Raw genomic sequence first — 18230 nt, forward strand, 5'->3', positions numbered from 1 at the left:
CGGTACTACCTATGACTGATCCGTTGTCTGTTTCAGGCCCTTTCGCCGGCAAGGCCGGCTCCTACAAGGCTATGCGTCGCCGGTTGTAGGAGCCGGACTTGCCGGCGAACGGGGGCAACTCGGTATTGCAGTGTAGTCCGTTAACCCCCTCCAGGCGCCAGCAGCAGGTTCGGCGCCAGGCGATGCCAGCCCTCCTCATCCAGGCGCATGTCCAGCACCAGGCTGGCCAGGTCGTCGGCCAGCGGTTCGGCGGCGGCGTCGTTTTCCAGGTAGTTCTGCTTGAGGTAGGCCTGGCAACCCGGGCAGCATTCGGCGCGCAGTGGCGCCTTGCCCAGCGCATGGCGATCATCCTCGAGGCTGCTGTAGCGCAAATCCTTGCTCGACTCGCAGTACACGCACTTGACCCGCACCACATGCCATTCGCAACTGCACAGCGAGCAGGCCAGGTAGCGCAGGCCGTTGTGCTTGCCACGGTTGCGCACCACCCCGGCCATGGCCGGCGAGCCGCAGGCCGGGCACTGGGCCAGGCTGCCGGCGGGCTTGAGTTCAGGTTGTGGCAGCGCCAGCAGCCAGCTGGACCAAGCGGCCTGCAACGCAGCGCCGATGAACGGTACCAGCGCCGCTGGCAAGGCATCGTACTGGCCACCGAGCAAGGCAATAGCCCAACCCTTGCGCTGGCTGTCGTCGCTGTCGCGCAGGGTTCGCAGCGCTTCGGCCAACGGGCCTTCGGGCTCGTTATGGAACTGCCCGAGCAAGGCCTGCAACCAGGCCAGCCAAGGCCCTTCGCGCACCAGGCTGTCCGCCGCCAGCGGTGGCAAGCCATGACTTATGCACAGGCGCTGGCGTTCACCTGCCACCGGCAAGCCGCCGGGCGGGTTATCCACAAGCTGTTGCTGGACACGACACAACCGCGCCACCAGCCTGAGGTAGGCGCCCAGGGCATGGCCCTCGGCCAACTGCTGCAGACGCGCGGCACGCAAGGCAAACAGATTGGCGGGGGGCAGGTGCAGGAACGGCGGCATCACCGCCGAGGCTTCGATCTGCCCAGGTTCGAGAATGGTGCTCAAACGGTCATCCTTCTTTTCTGCCGTGGTTATGCGGCGTCTTGTCCCCGGTCACGTCCCGGTACCACAGTTCATGGTGCTTGCGCGCCCAGCCGCGGCTGACCCAGCCATGCAGCATGGCGCCGATCGAGCCCTTGATCCAGATCCCGGCGTAGATGTGCACGATGATACTCAGTATGAGCACGAACGCCGCCAAGGCATGCAACAACGCCGACAGGCGAATGACGTCGATGCCGAACCAGTGGCTGAAGTACGCGCGCCAGATCACCACGCCGCTGACCAGCAGCACCAGCATGCAGGCCAACAAGGTCCAGAACAGCAGCTTCTGCCCGGCGTTGTACTTGCCGATGGGCGGCACGCCGTCCTCCTTGTTCAACATCACCCGGTCGATGCGCCGTAGCCACAGGCGGTCGTTGGCGGTGATGAAGTTGGCGCGCCAGAAACGCAGCACCAGGCCCAGGAAGAACACGAACATCGCCACGCCGATGAACGGGTGGAGGATGCGTGTCCAGGGCCCGCCGCCGAACAGCTGGCTGAGCCAGAACAGCGCCGGGTGGAACAGCGCCAGCCCCGACAACCCGGCCAGCACGAACAGGATCGCCACCACCCAGTGGTTGCTGCGCTCGTTGGCGTTGTAGCGCAGGATCGGTTTGTTGTCGCTCATGGCCGCTGCTCCCCTTCGCCGCCCGGGCGCTTCGGATCATAGACATGCACCGCCGGGTCCACCTGGTGGACGCTGGCATCGCCCGTCGGCGGATGCTCATCCTCCTCGACCCGCTGCGGCCCCACCCGCACATAGTGGAAGAACCCAGCCACCACCGCCGCGCCCATGGCCAGCAGCGCCAGCGGCTTGCTGAAGCCCTTCCACAGCCCCACCAGCGGGCTGATCACCGGTTGGTCCGGCAGGCCGGCGTACAACCTGGGGGTATCGGCGTGGTGCAGCACGTACATCACATGGGTGCCGCCGACGCCATCCGGGTCGTACAACCCGGCGTTGGCATAACCGCGCGACTTGAGGTCGACGATGCGCTCGTCGGCATGCACCTTCATCTCATCCTTGCTGCCGAAGACGATGGCCCCGGTCGGGCAGGTCTTCACGCAGGCCGGCTCCAGGCCCACGCTCACGCGGTCGGAACACAGGGTGCACTTGTATGCCTTGTGGTCCTTCTGCGAGATGCGCGGGATGTTGAACGGGCAGCCGGTGATGCAGTAGCCGCAACCGATGCAATGGTCCTGGTTGAAATCGACGATACCGTTGGCGTGCTTGATGATCGCCCCCGGGCTCGGGCAGGCCTTCAGGCAACCGGGCTCGGCGCAGTGCATGCAGCCGTCCTTGCGGATCAGCCACTCCAGGTTGCCGTCGTCGCGCTCGTGCTCGGTGAAGCGCATCAGGGTCCAGGTCTCGGCCGTGAGGTCCTGGGGGTTGTCGTAGGTGCCGTGGTTGTGGCCGACCTCGTCACGCAGTTCGTTCCACTCCGAACACGCCACCTGGCAGGCCTTGCAGCCGATGCACTTGGTGGTGTCGATCAGCTTGGCGACTTCCTGCTGCTGGCGTACCGAGGGCGGCACGGTGGTGGTGGCCGAGCGGGCAATGATGTCTTGGCTGGCCATCAGAGTTTCTCCACTTTGACGAGGAACGACTTGGACTCCGGCGTCTGGGTGTTGCCATCACCCAGGAACGGCACCAGGGTGTTGGTCAGGTAGCCGTGCCGCGTGGTGCCGGTGAAGCCCCAGTGCAGCGGGATGCCGATCTGGTGCACGGTCTGGTTGTTGACCTGCAGCGGACGGATCCGCTTGGTCACCACCGCCACCGCGTCGATATGCCCGCGCTTGCTCGACACCCGCACCCGGTCACCGGCCTTGATGCCCTTCTCGTTGGCCAGTACCTCGCCGATCTCGACGAACTGCTCGGGCTGGGCAATGGCGTTGAGCCGGCAATGCTTGCTCCAGAAGTGGAAGTGCTCGGTCAACCGGTAGGTGGTCGCCGCATACGGGAACTCGTCGTGCGTGCCGAGGGTGTCCCACACCGAATCGAAGATCCGTCCGGCCGGGTTGCTGGTGGCCTTCTTGTTCTGCGGGTGCAAGGGGTTGATGCCGATCGGCGTCTCGAACGGCTCGTAGTGCTCGGGGAACGGCCCCTCGGCCATCTTGTCGATGGCGAAGAAGCGTGCCACGCCCTCGGGGTTCATGATGAACGGGTTCATCCCGGCCTCGGGCGGCGAGTCGACCTTGAAGTCGGGCACGTCGGTGCCGGTCCAGGACTTGCCGTTCCACCACACCAGGCGCTTCTTCTCTGGGTCCCACGGCTTGCCCTGCGGGTCGCTGGAGGCACGGTTGTAGAGAATGCGCCGGTTGGCCGGCCAGGCCCAGGCCCAGTTCTGCACCTGGTGCATGCCGTACGGGTCGCTGTTGTCGCGCCGGGCCATCTGGTTGCCCTGCTCGGTCCAGCAGCCGGCGAAGATCCAGCAGCCGGAGGCGGTGCTGCCGTCGTCCTTCATCTGGCCGAAGCCGGACAACTGCTGCCCGGCCTTGAGCGTGGCGCCGCTCGGGTCGGAGAGGTCGCTGACCGCCCAGCCGTTCATCTCCTTGGCCAGTTCCTCGGGCGAAGGCTCCTCAGGCACCTTGTACGGCCAGCTGATGTTGAGCATCGGCTCGGGATACGCGCCGCCCTCGGCCTGGTAACGCTTGCGCAGGCGCAGGAACAGCTCGCTCATGATGTGCACGTCGGTGCGGGTCTGGCCCGGGCCGTCGGCGCCCTTCCAGTGCCACTGCAGCCAGCGGCTGCTGTTGACCAGCGAGCCATCTTCCTCGGCGAAGCAGGTGGTGGGCAGGCGGATCACTTCGGTCTGGATATTGGCCGTGTCGACATCGTTGAACGGGCCGGCATTGCGCCAGAACTCGGAGGTCTCGGTGGCCAGCGGGTCCATGATCACCAGCCACTTGAGCTTGGCCAGCGCGGCGGTGACGCGGTTCTTGTCCGGCAACGCGGCGATCGGGTTGAAGCCCTGGCACATGTAGCCGTTGACCTTGCCCTGGCCCATCATCTCGAACATGCGCAGCACGTCGTAGGCCGGCACATCGAGCTTGGGCAGCCAGTCGTAGCCCCAGTTGTTGGCCGCGGTGGCGTTGGCGCCATACCAGGCCTTCATCAGGCTGACGTGGAATTTGCCATAGTTCTGCCAGTACGACAGTTGCCCCGGGCGCAGCGGCTTGGAGGCGCGCTTGTCGATATAGGTGGCGTAGTCCTGCTCGGCGTCGCCGGCCAGGGTCAGGTAGCCCGGCAGCGAGTTCGACAGCAGGCCCAAGTCGGTAAGGCCCTGGATGTTGGAGTGCCCGCGCAAGGCGTTGACGCCACCGCCAGGCATGCCGACGTTGCCCAGCAGCAACTGCACCATCGCCGCGCTGCGGATGATCTGCGCGCCGATGGAGTGCTGGGTCCAGCCCAGGGCGTAGAGGATCGTCATGGTCTTGCCCGGTACCGAGCAGGTGGCGATCTCTTCCCAGACCTTCATCATCTGATCCTGCGGCATGCCGCAGGTCATGCTCGCCAGTTCAGGCGTGTAGCGGCTGTAATGCTGCTTCATCAACTGATAGACGCAACGCGGGTGCTGCAGGGTCGGGTCGACCTTGGCAAAGCCATCCTCGCCCAGCTCATAGCCCCAGCCGGACTTGTCGGCATACACGCGCTTGGCCGCGTCGTAGCCGCTGAACAGCCCGTCCTCGAAGCCATAGCCCTCTTTGACGATGAACGACACGTCGGTGTAGTTGCGCACGTACTCGTGCTGGATCTTGTCGTTGCTCAGCAGGTAGTTGATCAACCCGCCCATGAAGGCGATGTCGCTGCCGGTGCGAATCGGCGCGTAGTAATCGGCCACCGAGGCGGTACGGGTGAACCGCGGGTCGACCACGATCAGCCGCGCCTTGTTGTGCGCCTTGGCTTCGGTCACCCACTTGAAGCCGCACGGGTGCGCTTCAGCGGCGTTGCCGCCCATCACCAGGACCAGGTTTGCGTTGGCGATATCGGACCAGTGATTGGTCATCGCGCCACGGCCATACGTCGGGGCAAGACTTGCCACCGTCGGGCCGTGTCAGACACGCGCCTGGTTGTCGAACCCCAGCATGCCCAGCGAACGGATCACCTTGTGCGTCAGGTAGCCCGCTTCGCTGGAAGCGGCGGACGCGGCGAGAAAGCCTGTGGTCAGCCAGCGGTTGACCGTCTGGCCCTGGGCGTTCTTCTCGATGAAGTTGGCGTCGCGGTCCTGTTTCATCAGCTCGGCGATGCGATCGAGGGCTTCGTCCCACTCGATGCGGGTCCACTCGTTGCTGCCCGGCTTGCGCACCTCGGGGTACATCAGGCGGTTGGGGCTGTGGATAAAGTCCAGCAGGCCAGCGCCTTTCGGGCACAGGGTGCCGCGGTTCACCGGGTGGTCGGCGTCGCCCTCGATATGGATGATGTTCTGCTTGACGTTCTTGCCCGCGTCGCCCTGGCTGTACATGATCAGGCCGCAGCCGACCGAGCAGTAGGGGCAGGTGTTACGGGTTTCTTTTGTATGCGCCAGCTTGAAGTGGCGCACCTGCTCGGCGAACGCGGGGGTCGGGGCCATGCCCAACGCCGCAAGGCTCGAGCCTCCAAGGCCGACGGCGGCGACCTTGAAGAATTGCCGACGGTTGAGGTCCATCGTGCACTCCTGATCAGGTTCTCGGGCGCACGGGACTTGGCCGGCGCCTCAGGGACTTCACGGTGGCGGTATGCGGATACCGCCAATCGTTAAGATTAGCCAAGAATCATGGAAGTGCGATGACATGGGTCAAGAGGTTGCTTGCTGGCGATGAGCCCCGGCAGGTGGTGGATGGCACTTGCTATAGCGATGATCGCTGGCGAGCCGGCTCCTGGGGCGTCGCGTCAAGCCCAGCTGAGCAGGCATAAAAAAACCCAGGACGAGAGCCCTGGGTTTCTGGCTTGGCGTACGCCAAGCGCTTCGATCAGAACGGAATATCGTCGTCGAAGCTGTCGAAGTCAGCGGCTGGCTGCGGAGCCGGCTGCTGTGGCGCAGGACGCTGCGGTGCCTGCTGCGGGCGTGGCGCCTGCTGACGCGGAGCCTGGTTGTACTGTTGCTGCTGGCCGCCACCTTGGTTGTAGTTGCCGCCACCCTGGTTGTACGGGTCACCGCCCTGCTGCTGGCCCTGCGGACGACCGCCGAGCAGCTGCATGGTGCCGTTGATGTCGACGATGATCTCGGTGGTGTAGCGCTTGATGCCGTCTTTTTCCCACTCGCGGGTCTGCAGCTTGCCTTCGATGTAGCACTGCGAACCTTTGCGCAGGTACTCGCCGGCGATCTCGGCGACCTTGCCGAACAGCGACACACGGTGCCACTCGGTACGCTCGACCTTCTGGCCCGACTGCTTGTCGGTCCACTGCTCGCTGGTGGCCAGGCTCAGGTTGGTCACGGCGTTACCGTTGGGCAGGTAGCGGACTTCGGGATCCTGACCGCAGGTGCCGACCAGAATGACTTTGTTAACCCCACGGGCCATAACGTTCTCCTAGGCTTCGCACGCCGAAGCGGCTGGGTTCACCAGACGCTCGAGGGTCGCGCGGTCCAAAATTTTCGTATCCAGTTTGATATAGATGGCGGCTTCTTCTGCCACCACCACGGCGTCGGTCACACCCGGCACGGCCAACAGACGCTCGGTCAGCCCGGCTTCCCGGACCGCTTCTGGCGCCAAAGGCATGCGCAGGCTGGTCACGTAGGGTGGCTCGTTCATGCGCAACGCAGTGAGCAACCACAGGACGCACAACACCGCACACCCCAGGAACACCATGCTCAAGCCACCGTGCTGGAACAACCAGCCACCGAGGATGCCTCCCAGCGCGGCGCCGAGGAACTGGCTGGTGGAATACACCCCCATTGCCGTTCCCTTGCCACCGGCAGGCGATACCTTGCTGACCAGCGAAGGCAAGGATGCCTCCAGCAGGTTGAATGCGGTAAAGAATACCACGGTGCCGATCACCAGTCCCTGCAAGTTGTCAGCCCACTGCCAGAAGAACACCTCCACCAGCAGCAGAACACTGACCGCGCCAAGCAACACGCGTTTCATCTTGCGCTTCTTCTCCCCGTAAATGATGAAGGGGATCATTGCAAAAAATGAAACCAACAGCGCGGTCAGGTACACCCACCAGTGCTGCTCCTTGGGCAGCCCGCCGCGCTCGACGAAGGCCAGGGGCAGCGCGACGAAGCTGGCCATCAGGATGGCGTGCAGCACGAAAATGCTGATGTCCAGGCGCAGAAGGTCCGGATTGCGCAGGGTCGGGCCAAGGGCTTGACGGGCAACACCAGACTCACGATGGGTCAGCACACTGTGCGAATTGGGCACGACGAAGGCGATCAGGCCAATGCCGACCAGGGCAAGTCCTGCAGTGGCGAGGAACAATCCTGACAAACCAAAGGCGCGGGTCAGCAGTGGCCCGACCACCATAGCCACGGCGAACGACAGGCCGATGCTCATGCCGATCATGGCCATGGCCTTGGTCCGGTGCTGCTCGCGGGTGAGGTCCGAGAGCAAGGCCATCACCGCCGCGGAGATCGCCCCGGCGCCCTGCAGGATGCGCCCGGCGATCACGCCCCAGATCGAGTCGGCCTGGGCCGCCAGCACACTGCCCAGGGCGAAGATCACCAGCCCCAGGTAGATCACCGGACGGCGGCCGATGCGGTCGGAAATCACCCCGAACGGGATCTGCAACACCGCCTGGGTCAGGCCATAGGCACCGATGGCCAGGCCGATCAGCGCGGGGGTGGCGCCGGCCAGGTCCATGCCGTAGGTGGCCAGCACCGGCAGCACCATGAACATGCCCAGCATACGAAAGGCAAAGACCAGGGCCAGGCCGCTCGCGGCGCGGGTTTCGCTGCCGCTCATGCGCTCGTTGTGGGTGTCGTGCATGGATTAACCTCGTGTGAACCGGCGGCGATTCTATCAGTCCGACGCCTTGACGGCATATACGCGACGCTTTGCCGCGTAATGGCAGCGCGCCGTATACTCCTTTGTTTATGCCCGCCGAGCGAGGCCGTAGTGGACAAGATCCTGATCCGTGGGGCGCGTACCCACAACCTGAAGAACATCGACCTGACCCTGCCCCGGGACAAACTGATCGTGATCACCGGCTTGTCCGGGTCCGGCAAGTCCTCGCTGGCCTTCGACACGCTGTACGCCGAGGGCCAGCGCCGCTACGTCGAGTCGCTGTCGGCCTATGCCCGGCAGTTCCTGTCGATGATGGAAAAGCCCGACGTCGACACCATCGAAGGCCTGTCGCCGGCGATCTCCATCGAACAGAAGTCGACCTCGCACAACCCGCGCTCGACCGTGGGCACCATCACCGAGATCTACGACTACCTGCGCCTGCTCTATGCCCGGGTCGGCACGCCGCGCTGCCCGGACCACGACATCCCGCTGGAGGCGCAAACGATCAGCCAGATGGTCGACCTGGTGCTGGAAAAACCCGAAGGCAGCAAGCTGATGCTGCTGGCGCCGGTGATTCGCGAGCGCAAGGGCGAACACCTGGCGGTGTTCGACGAGCTGCGCGCCCAGGGCTTCGTGCGGGCTCGGGTCAACGGCAAGCTCTACGAGCTCGACGAGCTGCCCAAACTGGATAAACAGAAAAAACACAGCATCGACGTGGTGGTGGATCGCTTCAAGGTCCGCGCCGACTTGCAGCAGCGCCTGGCCGAGTCGTTCGAGACCGCGTTGAAGCTGGCCGACGGCATCGCCCTGGTAGCACCGATGGACGACGAGCCTGGCGAGGAGATGATCTTCTCCGCACGCTTCGCCTGCCCGGTCTGCGGCCACGCGATCAGCGAGCTGGAGCCGAAGCTGTTCTCCTTCAACAACCCGGCCGGCGCCTGCCCAACGTGCGATGGCCTGGGCGTAAAACAGTTCTTCGACACCAAGCGCCTGGTCAACGCCGAACTGACCCTGGCCGAGGGCGCGATCCGCGGCTGGGACCGGCGCAACGTCTATTACTTCCAGATGCTCGGCTCATTGGCCGCGCACTATGGCTTCAGCCTCGAGGAACCGTTCGGCCAGCTCTCGGCCGATCACCAGAAAGTCATCCTGCACGGCAGCGGCAAGCAGAGCGTCGACTTCAAGTACCTCAACGACCGCGGCGATATCGTCAAGCGCTCGCACCCGTTCGAAGGCATCGTGCCGAACCTGGAGCGCCGCTACCGTGAGACCGAGTCGGCCACCGTGCGCGAAGAGCTGGCCAAGTTCCTCGGCACCCAGCCCTGCCCTGACTGCCGCGGCACCCGTCTGCGCCGTGAAGCACGCCACGTTTGGGTGGGTGAGAAGACCCTGCCGGCGGTGACCAACCTGCCGATCGGCGAAGCCAGCAACTACTTCGGCGAGCTGACCCTGACCGGCCGCCGTGGCGAGATCGCGGCGAAGATCCTCAAGGAGATCTGTGAGCGCCTGCAGTTCCTGGTCAACGTCGGCCTCGACTACCTGACCCTGGACCGCAGCGCCGACACCCTGTCTGGCGGCGAGGCCCAGCGCATTCGCCTGGCCAGCCAGATCGGTGCCGGCCTGGTGGGGGTGATGTACATCCTCGACGAGCCGTCCATCGGCCTTCATCAACGGGACAACGACCGCCTGCTGGCCACCCTCAACCACCTGCGCGACCTGGGTAACACGGTGATCGTGGTGGAACACGACGAAGACGCCATTCGCCTGGCCGACTACGTGGTCGACATCGGCCCGGGCGCCGGGGTGCATGGCGGCCAGATCGTCGCCGAGGGCTCGCCGCAGGAGGTCATGGACCACCCCGACTCACTGACCGGCAAGTACCTGTCCGGGCGCAAGAAGATCGTCGTGCCGGCCAAGCGCACCCCGCGCAACAAGAAGCTGCAGCTCAAGCTCAAGGGCGCGCGCGGCAACAACCTGCAGAACGTCGACCTGGAGATCCCGATCGGCCTGCTGACCTGCGTGACCGGGGTTTCCGGCTCGGGCAAGTCGACCCTGATCAACAACACCCTGTTCCCACTGGCTGCCACCGCCCTGAATGGCGCAAGCAGCCTGGAGGCCGCGCCGCACAGCAGCATGGATGGCCTGCAGCACCTGGACAAGGTAGTGGATATCGACCAGAGCCCGATCGGCCGCACCCCACGCTCGAACCCGGCGACCTACACCGGCATCTTCACACCGATCCGCGAGCTGTTCTCCGGCGTGCCGGAATCGCGTTCACGCGGCTACGGCCCGGGGCGGTTCTCGTTCAACGTCAAGGGCGGCCGTTGTGAAGCCTGCCAGGGCGATGGCTTGATCAAGGTAGAAATGCACTTCCTGCCAGACATCTACGTGCCGTGCGACGTGTGCAAGAGCAAGCGCTACAACCGTGAAACCCTGGAGATCAAGTACAAGGGCAAGAACATCCACGAGGTGCTGGAAATGACCATCGAGGATGCCCGCGACTTCTTCGATGCGGTGCCGGCGCTGGCGCGCAAGCTGCAAACCCTGATGGACGTCGGTTTGTCGTACATCAAGCTGGGGCAGTCGGCGACTACCTTGTCGGGGGGCGAGGCGCAGCGCGTGAAGCTGTCCCGCGAGCTGTCCAAGCGCGATACCGGCAAGACCCTGTACATCCTCGACGAGCCGACCACCGGCCTGCACTTCGCCGATATCCAGCAGTTGCTGGACGTGTTGCACCGCCTGCGCGACCACGGCAACACCGTGGTGGTGATCGAACATAACCTGGATGTGGTGAAGACCGCCGACTGGCTGGTGGACCTGGGGCCGGAGGGTGGCTCCAAGGGTGGGCAGATCATTGCCTGCGGCACGCCGGAAGAGCTGGCCGAGAAGAAGCAGTCGTATACCGGGCATTACCTCAAGCCGCTGCTGGAGCGGGATCGGGCTTGAAGGCCATGGGGGCGCTTTGCGCCCCTATCGCGACACAAGGCCGCTCCTACAGGCGAACGCATGAGGGTGCGCGATCGCCTGTAGGAGCGGCCTTGTGTCGCGATGGGCTGCAAGGCAGCCCCGCTGTTTACATCTGCGACTGCAGGTAGTTTTCCAGGCCGATGGCCTTGATCAGGCCCTGCTGCTTTTCCAGCCAGTAGGTGTGATCTTCTTCGGTATCGGCCAACTGCGCGCGCAGGATGTCGCGGCTGATGTAGTCCTTGTGCAGTTCGCACAGCTCGATGCCCTTGCACAGCGCGGCGCGCACCTTGTACTCGAGCTTGAGGTCGGCCTCGATCATCTCAGGGACCGTGGTGCCGACTTCGAGATCGTCGGCACGCATGTCGGGGGTGCCTTCGAGCATGAGGATACGGCGCATCAGGGCATCGGCGTGCTGCGTCTCTTCTTCCATCTCGTGGTTGATACGTTCGTAGAGCTTGGTCAGGCCCCAGTCTTCGTACATGCGCGAGTGGATGAAATACTGATCGCGTGCTGCCAGTTCGCCCTTCAGCAACGTGACGAGGTAGTTGATTACGTCCGGGTGACCTTGCATCGCCCTGCTTCTCCCTGTGAATGCGTCAATGACCACTAGTGTGAACCAGCTTTTGCCCGCGGTCACTGAAAAACGCGCAATCGGATGCAAAAAATCGGTTAAACAGTAGTGATATTCATTGAAAAACCGCCCAAATGAGGGCGGTTCTTCTTATCACTTCGACTTAGGCGAGATTCACGCCCAGGGCCTTGGCGATGCCTTCCCCGTACGCCGGATCAGCCTTGAAGAAGTGCTGCAACTGGCGCTGCACCACATCCTCGCTGACCCCAACCAGGGTGCCGGCGATGTTGCTGATCAGCAGCGCCTTCTGCTCGGCGCTCATCAGGCGGAACAGCGCGCCTGCGTGGCTGTAGTAGTCGCTGTCTTCACGGTGATCGTAGCGATCCGCCACCCCACTGAGTGCCAGCGCTGGCTCGGCATGGCGTGGCGACTGCTTCGGCGCGTCGGCATAGCTGTTGGGCTCGTAGTTCGGCGCGCTGCCGTAGCTGCCCATCGCCATCGAACCGTCACGCTGGTAGCTGTTGACCGGGCTGCGCGCGGCGTTGACCGGCAAGTGCTGGTGGTTGGTGCCCACCCGGTAGCGGTGCGCATCGGCGTAGGCGAACACCCGGCCTTGCAGCATGCGGTCCGGCGACAGGCCAACACCCGGGACCATGTTGCTCGGGCCGAAGGTGGCCTGCTCGACCTCGGCGAAGTAGTTGAGCGGGTTGCGGTTGAGCTCCAGCACTCCCACTTCGATCAGTGGGTACTCCTTCTGCGACCAGGTCTTGGTCACGTCGAAGGGGTTTTCTGCCCGAGCAGCTGCTTCGGCTTCGCTCATCACCTGGATGCACACGGTCCAGCGCGGGAAGTCGCCACGCTCGATGGCTTCGAACAGGTCACGCTGGGCGTAGTCCGGGTCAGTGCCAGCCAGGCGCGCGGCATCGGCCGGTGCCAGGTTCTTGATGCCCTGCTGGGTCTTGAAGTGCCACTTGACCCAGGTGCGCTCACCCTTGGCGTTGATCAGGCTGTAGGTGTGGCTGCCGAAACCGTGCATGTGGCGATAGCCGTCCGGGATGCCGCGGTCGGAGAACAGGATGGTGACCTGGTGCAGCGCTTCGGGTGAGTGCGACCAGAAGTCCCACATCATCTGGGCGTTCTTCAGGTTGCTCTGCGGGTGGCGCTTCTGGGTGTGAATGAAGTCGGGAAACTTCAGCGGGTCGCGGATGAAGAACACCGGGGTATTGTTGCCGACGATGTCCCAGTTGCCTTCCTCGGTGTAGAACTTCACCGCGAAGCCACGTGGATCGCGCTCGGTATCGGCGGAGCCGCGCTCACCACCGACCGTGGAGAAACGCAGGAAGGTTTCGGTGCGCTTGCCAATGGCATCGAACAGCTTGGCGCTGGTGTAGCCGCTGATATCACGGGTGACGGTGAAGGTACCGTAGGCGCCCGAGCCCTTGGCGTGGACACGACGCTCAGGGATGTTCTCGCGGTTGAAGTGAGCCAGCTTCTCGATCAGGTGGAAGTCGTCGAGCAGCAGCGGGCCGCGCGGGCCAGCGGAACGGGAATTCTGGTTGTCAGCAACGGGGGCACCGCTGGCGGTGGTGAGAATCTTGCTCATGGGCTCTCCTTATCGGGTCTTGAACGGCCGGCTAATCGGCTTGGAGAGAGTATTGACGAGCAGTGTTACAAGAACAAATTCATTAAGTGACTTATATCAATAGAAAATAACAATTCATCAGCCAACAAAAAACCGGGCCTAGGCCCGGTTTCTTGTAGCAGACAGAACGTCTTACTCGGCAGCTTCTACAGCACCGCCGACCGGACGATCAACCAGCTCGACGTACGCCATAGGCGCGTTGTCGCCAGCGCGGAAACCGCACTTCAGGATGCGCAGGTAGCCGCCCTGACGGGTGGCGTAACGCTTGCCCAGGTCGTTGAACAGTTTGCCAACGGCGGACTTCGAACGGGTACGGTCGAAGGCCAGACGACGGTTGGCTACGCTGTCTTCCTTGGCCAGGGTGATCAGCGGCTCGGCAACGCGGCGCAGTTCCTTGGCTTTCGGCAGGGTGGTTTTGATCAGCTCGTGCTCGATCAGCGACACTGCCATGTTCTGGAACATAGCCTTGCGGTGAGAGCTGGTACGGCTCAGGTGACGTCCACTTTTACGATGACGCATGATTCATTCCTTACCAAACACTACGTTCGGTGATTACGACGATCAGGCAGTCGCCTTGTCGTCTTTCTTAAGACTTGCAGGCGGCCAGTTGTCGAGGCGCATGCCGAGAGACAGACCACGAGAGGCCAGGACGTCCTTGATTTCAGTCAGGGACTTCTTGCCCAGGTTAGGAGTCTTCAACAGCTCTACTTCGGTACGCTGAATCAGGTCGCCGATGTAGTAGATGTTCTCCGCCTTGAGGCAGTTGGCCGAACGTACAGTCAGTTCCAGGTCGTCAACCGGGCGCAGCAGGATCGGATCGATCTCGTCTTCCTGCTCGACCACGACCGGCTCGCTGTCACCTTTGAGGTCGACGAACGCGGCCAGCTGCTGTTGCAGGATGGTCGCGGCGCGGCGGATAGCCTCTTCAGGATCCAGGGTGCCGTTGGTTTCCAGATCGATGACCAGCTTGTCCAGGTTGGTACGCTGTTCAACACGGGCGTTCTCGACCACGTAGGCGATACGACGCACCGGGCTGAACGAAGCGTCCAGCTGGAGACGGCCAATGCTGCGGCTTTCGTCTTCGTCAGTCTGACGGGAGTCGGCCGGCTCGTAACCGCGACCACGAGCTACGGTGAGCTTCATGTTCAGGGCGCCGTTGGACGCCAGGTTCGCGATTACGTGATCGGGGTTGACGATCTCGACATCGTGATCCAGCTGAATATCGGCAGCGGTAACCACCCCCGAACCCTTTTTCGACAAGGTCAGCGTAACTTCGTCACGACCGTGCAGCTTGATAGCCAGGCCTTTCAGGTTCAACAGGATTTCAATGACGTCTTCCTGTACACCTTCGATCGCGGAGTACTCATGGAGTACGCCATCGATCTCGGCCTCGACTACTGCACAGCCAGGCATGGAGGACAACAGGATGCGGCGCAGCGCGTTGCCCAGGGTATGGCCGAAGCCACGCTCGAGAGGCTCGAGCGTGATCTTGGCGCGGGTTGGACTGACAACCTGCACGTCGATGTGACGGGGTGTCAGAAACTCATTTACCGAAATCTGCATGGATGCACCTATTTTCTAGCCCTTACTTGGAGTAGAGCTCGACAATCAGGTTTTCGTTGATGTCGGCGGACAGGTCGCTGCGAGCAGGAACGTTCTTGAAAACGCCCGACTTTTTGGCAGCATCCACATCAACCCACTCAACGCGGCCACGCTGGGCGCACAGTTCAAGGGCTTGAACAATGCGCAGCTGGTTCAGCGATTTCTCGCGAACTGCGACCACGTCACCCGGACGAACTTGGTAGGATGGAATGTTTACGGTCTTGCCGTTCACGCTGATCGCTTTGTGCGAAACCAGCTGGCGGGACTCGGAACGGGTGGAACCGAAGCCCATACGGTAAACGACGTTGTCCAGACGGCACTCGAGCATCTGCAGCAGGTTCTCACCGGTGGCGCCTTTCTTCGAGGCAGCCGCTTGGTAGTAACCGCGGAATTGACGCTCCAGCACGCCGTAGATACGACGGACTTTTTGTTTCTCGCGCAGCTGGGTACCGTAGTCGGACTGACGGCCACGGCGCTGGCCGTGGATACCTGGGGCTGCTTCGATGTTGCACTTCGATTCCAGAGCGCGAACGCCGCTCTTCAGGAACAGGTCAGTGCCTTCACGGCGAGACAGTTTGCATTTTGGACCAATGTAACGTGCCATTTATCTGTCTCCTGATTACACGCGACGCTTCTTCGGCGGACGGCACCCGTTATGCGGGATTGGCGTCACGTCGGTGATGCTGGCGATCTTGTAGCCGCAGCTGTTCAGTGCACGAACGGCGGACTCACGACCTGGACCTGGACCCTTGACGTTGACGTCGAGGTTCTTCAGACCGTATTCCAGCGCAGCTTGACCAGCACGCTCAGCAGCGATCTGAGCTGCGAACGGGGTGGATTTGCGCGAACCACGGAAACCCGAACCACCGGAAGTAGCCCAGGACAGTGCGTTGCCCTGACGGTCGGTGATGGTCACGATGGTGTTGTTGAAAGACGCATGGATGTGGGCGATGCCATCAACCACTGTCTTTTTGACTTTTTTACGAGGACGAGCAGCAGGTTTTGCCATGTCTATATTCCTGGGCGATTACTTGCGGATCGGCTTACGCGGGCCCTTACGGGTGCGTGCGTTGGTCTTGGTGCGCTGACCGCGAACCGGCAGACCCTTACGATGACGCAGGCCGCGGTAGCAACCCAGGTCCATCAAGCGCTTGATCTTCATGTTGATGTCACGACGCAGGTCACCTTCGGTGGTGAACTTCGCGACTTCGCCACGCAGGGTTTCGATTTGCTCGTCGCTCAGATCCTTGATCTTTGCGGCTGGGTTGACACCAGCGTCTGCACAGATTTTCTGTGCAGTAGTGCGACCGACACCATAGATGTAGGTCAGCGAGATAACAGTATGCTTGTTATCTGGAATGTTGACGCCTGCAATACGGGCCATTCAGTGGGACTCCAATTGACAGCTACCTACGCCCCGGAAGCCAAGAAATAGGGCGCGAGATAATATCGCTGTAGAAACGAATAATCAACCCAGCAGCACACTAGCTGCTGGGTTTGAAGCGCGGATCACACTCAGCCTTGGCGCTGCTTGTGACGCGGTTCCGCGCTGCAGATCACGCGCACGATACCTTCGCGACGAATGATCTTGCAGTTGCGGCACAGCTTTTTCACCGATGCACGAACTTTCATTACCGACTCCTCGAACCTTAAGGGGCTAGATCAGCGCAGCAGACCGCTGCCGCCGTAGCCTTTCAGGTTGGCTTTCTTCATCAGGGATTCGTACTGGTGCGAAACGAGGTGCGATTGTACTTGGGACATGAAGTCCATCACAACCACTACCACAATCAGCAACGAGGTCCCGCCAAGGTAGAACGGCACGTTTGCTGCCACCACCAGGAACTGGGGCAGAAGGCAGACGGCCATCATGTAAAGAGCACCGAACATGGTCAAACGGGTCAGAACGCCATCAATGTAGCGTGCCGACTGCTCACCAGGACGGATACCCGGAATAAAGGCACCGGACTTCTTCAGGTTTTCCGCTACGTCTTTCGGGTTGAACATCAGCGCTGTGTAGAAGAAGCAGAAGAAAATGATCCCTGCACTAAACAGCAGAATGTTCAACGGCTGACCAGGAGCGATCGACTGCGAGATGTCCTGCAGCCAGCCCATACCTTCGGACTGACCGAACCAGGCACCCAGCGAAGCCGGGAACAGCAAGATGCTGCTCGCGAAAATGGCCGGGATGACCCCCGCCATGTTCACTTTCAGCGGCAGGTGGCTGGTCTGCGCAGCGAAGACCTTGCGGCCCTGCTGACGCTTGGCGTAGTGAACGGCGATACGACGCTGACCACGCTCAATGAACACCACGAAGCCGATAATCGCTACTGCCAGCAAACCGATAGCGACCAGGGCGAAGATGTTGATATCGCCTGTACGCGCAGACTCGAAAGACTGCCCGATTGCTCTCGGAAGACCGGCAACGATACCTGCGAAGATCAACATCGAGATACCGTTGCCCACACCGCGCTCAGTGATCTGCTCGCCGAGCCACATCATGAACATCGCGCCCGCCACGAAGGTGGAGACGGCGACGACATGGAAGCCGAGGCCTGCAGAAAACGCCACGCCCTGGTTGGCCAGGCCAATGGACATGCCAATGGCTTGAACCAGCGCCAGGATAACGGTGCCGTAGCGGGTGTACTGGCTGATCTTGCGACGGCCAGCTTCACCTTCCTTCTTCAACTGCTCCAGCTGCGGGCTGACAGCGGTCATGAGCTGCATGATGATCGATGCCGAGATGTACGGCATGATCCCCAGTGCAAAGATGCTCATGCGCTCCAGCGCGCCACCGGAAAACATGTTGAACAAGCTAAGAATGGTCCCCTCATTCTGCCGGAACAGATCCGCGAGACGGTCCGGGTTAATGCCTGGCACTGGGATGTGCGCGCCAATCCGATAGACGATGATCGCCATGAACAGAAAGCGCAGACGAGCCCAGAGTTCCGACATCCCGCCCTTACCGAGCGAAGAGAGAGCACCTTGCTTAGCCATTTATTCCTCGAACTTGCCGCCAGCTGCTTCGATAGCCGCACGTGCACCTTTGGTGACGGCGATACCCTTGAGGGTGACTGCGCGAGTGACTTCGCCCGACAGCATGATTTTCACACGCTGTACGTGCTGGCCGATCACGTTGGCGTCCTTCAGGGACTGAACGGTGATCAGATCGCCTTCCACCTTGGCCAGCTCGGACAGACGCACTTCGGCGCGGTCCATGGCTTTCAGGGAAACGAAGCCGAACTTCGGCAGGCGACGGTGCAGCGGCTGTTGACCGCCTTCGAAGCCTGGAGCGATGGAGCCACCGGAGCGGGAGGTCTGACCTTTGTGACCACGGCCACCGGTCTTGCCCAGACCGCTACCGATACCACGGCCCGGACGGTGCTTCTCGCGACGGGAACCCGGCGCTGGACTCAGATCATTGAGTTTCATC

17 protein-coding genes are annotated in these 18230 nt (G+C 62.3%); 1 reads left to right on the plus strand and 16 read right to left on the minus strand.

The features are described from left to right. Nucleotides 1–140: 140 nt before the first annotated feature. The 6 genes from fdhE to KSS95_RS00440 all read right to left on the minus strand — a co-directional run bounded on the left by fdhE (nucleotide 141) and on the right by KSS95_RS00440 (nucleotide 8000). Nucleotides 141–1067, minus strand: a complete 927-nt coding sequence (fdhE, locus tag KSS95_RS00415) for a formate dehydrogenase accessory protein FdhE (protein WP_217850639.1) — start codon at nucleotides 1065–1067, stop codon at nucleotides 141–143. A 4-nt stretch (nucleotides 1068–1071) separates the two neighbouring features. Then, entirely contained in the window at nucleotides 1072–1728 is a 657-nt protein-coding gene (locus KSS95_RS00420) for a formate dehydrogenase subunit gamma (protein WP_217850641.1), read from the minus strand. After that, the gene (gene fdxH, locus KSS95_RS00425; protein WP_217850643.1) at nucleotides 1725–2675 is read right to left on the minus strand and encodes a formate dehydrogenase subunit beta; all 951 of its coding nucleotides are present in this window, start codon (nucleotides 2673–2675) and stop codon (nucleotides 1725–1727) included. Before fdxH ends, KSS95_RS00420 begins: the two co-directional genes overlap by 4 nt. Beyond that, nucleotides 2675–5743: a formate dehydrogenase-N subunit alpha gene (gene fdnG, locus KSS95_RS00430; protein ID WP_217850645.1), complete on the minus strand. Its 3069-nt coding sequence runs from the start codon at nucleotides 5741–5743 to the stop codon at nucleotides 2675–2677. The genes fdxH and fdnG overlap by 1 nt, the downstream gene beginning before the upstream one ends. 304 nt (nucleotides 5744–6047) lie before the next feature. Beyond that, nucleotides 6048–6596: a single-stranded DNA-binding protein gene (locus KSS95_RS00435; RefSeq protein WP_186662108.1), complete on the minus strand. Its 549-nt coding sequence runs from the start codon at nucleotides 6594–6596 to the stop codon at nucleotides 6048–6050. A 9-nt stretch (nucleotides 6597–6605) separates the two neighbouring features. Further along, nucleotides 6606–8000: an MFS transporter gene (locus KSS95_RS00440; protein WP_217850647.1), complete on the minus strand. Its 1395-nt coding sequence runs from the start codon at nucleotides 7998–8000 to the stop codon at nucleotides 6606–6608. Between the two features lie 129 nt (nucleotides 8001–8129). Between KSS95_RS00440 and uvrA the strand changes: the two genes are divergently transcribed. Then, the gene (gene uvrA / locus KSS95_RS00445) at nucleotides 8130–10964 is read left to right on the plus strand and encodes an excinuclease ABC subunit UvrA (protein ID WP_217850649.1); all 2835 of its coding nucleotides are present in this window, start codon (nucleotides 8130–8132) and stop codon (nucleotides 10962–10964) included. 127 nt (nucleotides 10965–11091) lie between these two features. Here the strand turns inward: uvrA and bfr are convergent, their stop codons facing one another. The 10 genes from bfr to rplO all read right to left on the minus strand — a co-directional run bounded on the left by bfr (nucleotide 11092) and on the right by rplO (nucleotide 18229). Continuing rightward, nucleotides 11092–11556 (minus strand): bacterioferritin, encoded by a 465-nt coding sequence (bfr, locus tag KSS95_RS00450; RefSeq protein ID WP_217850656.1) that lies wholly within the window; start codon nucleotides 11554–11556, stop codon nucleotides 11092–11094. A gap of 163 nt (nucleotides 11557–11719) precedes the next feature. Beyond that, nucleotides 11720–13159, minus strand: a complete 1440-nt coding sequence (locus KSS95_RS00455; protein WP_217850657.1) for a catalase — start codon at nucleotides 13157–13159, stop codon at nucleotides 11720–11722. A 171-nt stretch (nucleotides 13160–13330) separates the two neighbouring features. Next, complete coding sequence (gene rplQ, locus KSS95_RS00460; RefSeq protein ID WP_003255451.1) at nucleotides 13331–13717, minus strand: 50S ribosomal protein L17; 387 nt, start codon at nucleotides 13715–13717, stop codon at nucleotides 13331–13333. 42 nt (nucleotides 13718–13759) lie between these two features. Beyond that, complete coding sequence (locus KSS95_RS00465) at nucleotides 13760–14761, minus strand: DNA-directed RNA polymerase subunit alpha (RefSeq protein ID WP_003255452.1); 1002 nt, start codon at nucleotides 14759–14761, stop codon at nucleotides 13760–13762. Between the two features lie 22 nt (nucleotides 14762–14783). Continuing rightward, nucleotides 14784–15404, minus strand: coding sequence for a 30S ribosomal protein S4 (gene rpsD / locus KSS95_RS00470; protein ID WP_134693401.1), 621 nt, complete (start codon nucleotides 15402–15404; stop codon nucleotides 14784–14786). 15 nt (nucleotides 15405–15419) lie between these two features. Continuing rightward, the gene (gene rpsK / locus KSS95_RS00475) at nucleotides 15420–15809 is read right to left on the minus strand and encodes a 30S ribosomal protein S11 (RefSeq protein WP_003255454.1); all 390 of its coding nucleotides are present in this window, start codon (nucleotides 15807–15809) and stop codon (nucleotides 15420–15422) included. An 18-nt stretch (nucleotides 15810–15827) separates the two neighbouring features. Continuing rightward, the gene (gene rpsM, locus KSS95_RS00480) at nucleotides 15828–16184 is read right to left on the minus strand and encodes a 30S ribosomal protein S13 (RefSeq protein ID WP_003255457.1); all 357 of its coding nucleotides are present in this window, start codon (nucleotides 16182–16184) and stop codon (nucleotides 15828–15830) included. Nucleotides 16185–16315: 131 nt separating this feature from the next. After that, nucleotides 16316–16432 carry a 50S ribosomal protein L36 gene (rpmJ, locus tag KSS95_RS00485; protein WP_011531897.1) on the minus strand — a complete coding sequence of 39 codons (117 nt, stop codon included), beginning with the start codon at nucleotides 16430–16432 and terminating at the stop codon, nucleotides 16316–16318. A gap of 30 nt (nucleotides 16433–16462) precedes the next feature. Then, the gene (secY, locus tag KSS95_RS00490) at nucleotides 16463–17794 is read right to left on the minus strand and encodes a preprotein translocase subunit SecY (protein WP_003255459.1); all 1332 of its coding nucleotides are present in this window, start codon (nucleotides 17792–17794) and stop codon (nucleotides 16463–16465) included. Continuing rightward, the gene (gene rplO, locus KSS95_RS00495; RefSeq protein ID WP_011531896.1) at nucleotides 17795–18229 is read right to left on the minus strand and encodes a 50S ribosomal protein L15; all 435 of its coding nucleotides are present in this window, start codon (nucleotides 18227–18229) and stop codon (nucleotides 17795–17797) included. Nucleotide 18230: the final 1 nt, after the last annotated feature.

Source organism: Pseudomonas muyukensis, from assembly GCF_019139535.1.
GTDB lineage: Bacteria > Pseudomonadota > Gammaproteobacteria > Pseudomonadales > Pseudomonadaceae > Aquipseudomonas > Aquipseudomonas muyukensis.

Bases quoted from the DNA above. Each gene is read 5' to 3' on its own strand.
- rpsK (WP_003255454.1), bottom strand. From the start codon at position 15,809: ATGGCAAAACCTGCTGCTCGTCCTCGTAAAAAAGTCAAAAAGACAGTG.
- rpmJ (WP_011531897.1), bottom strand. From the start codon at position 16,432: ATGAAAGTTCGTGCATCGGTGAAAAAGCTGTGCCGCAACTGCAAGATC.
- KSS95_RS00420 (WP_217850641.1), bottom strand. From the start codon at position 1,728: ATGAGCGACAACAAACCGATCCTGCGCTACAACGCCAACGAGCGCAGC.
- KSS95_RS00455 (WP_217850657.1), bottom strand. From the start codon at position 13,159: ATGAGCAAGATTCTCACCACCGCCAGCGGTGCCCCCGTTGCTGACAAC.
- rplQ (WP_003255451.1), bottom strand. From the start codon at position 13,717: ATGCGTCATCGTAAAAGTGGACGTCACCTGAGCCGTACCAGCTCTCAC.
- rplO (WP_011531896.1), bottom strand. From the start codon at position 18,229: ATGAAACTCAATGATCTGAGTCCAGCGCCGGGTTCCCGTCGCGAGAAG.
- rpsD (WP_134693401.1), bottom strand. From the start codon at position 15,404: ATGGCACGTTACATTGGTCCAAAATGCAAACTGTCTCGCCGTGAAGGC.
- KSS95_RS00435 (WP_186662108.1), bottom strand. From the start codon at position 6,596: ATGGCCCGTGGGGTTAACAAAGTCATTCTGGTCGGCACCTGCGGTCAG.
- fdxH (WP_217850643.1), bottom strand. From the start codon at position 2,675: ATGGCCAGCCAAGACATCATTGCCCGCTCGGCCACCACCACCGTGCCG.
- KSS95_RS00440 (WP_217850647.1), bottom strand. From the start codon at position 8,000: ATGCACGACACCCACAACGAGCGCATGAGCGGCAGCGAAACCCGCGCC.
- bfr (WP_217850656.1), bottom strand. From the start codon at position 11,556: ATGCAAGGTCACCCGGACGTAATCAACTACCTCGTCACGTTGCTGAAG.
- rpsM (WP_003255457.1), bottom strand. From the start codon at position 16,184: ATGGCCCGTATTGCAGGCGTCAACATTCCAGATAACAAGCATACTGTT.
- secY (WP_003255459.1), bottom strand. From the start codon at position 17,794: ATGGCTAAGCAAGGTGCTCTCTCTTCGCTCGGTAAGGGCGGGATGTCG.
- KSS95_RS00465 (WP_003255452.1), bottom strand. From the start codon at position 14,761: ATGCAGATTTCGGTAAATGAGTTTCTGACACCCCGTCACATCGACGTG.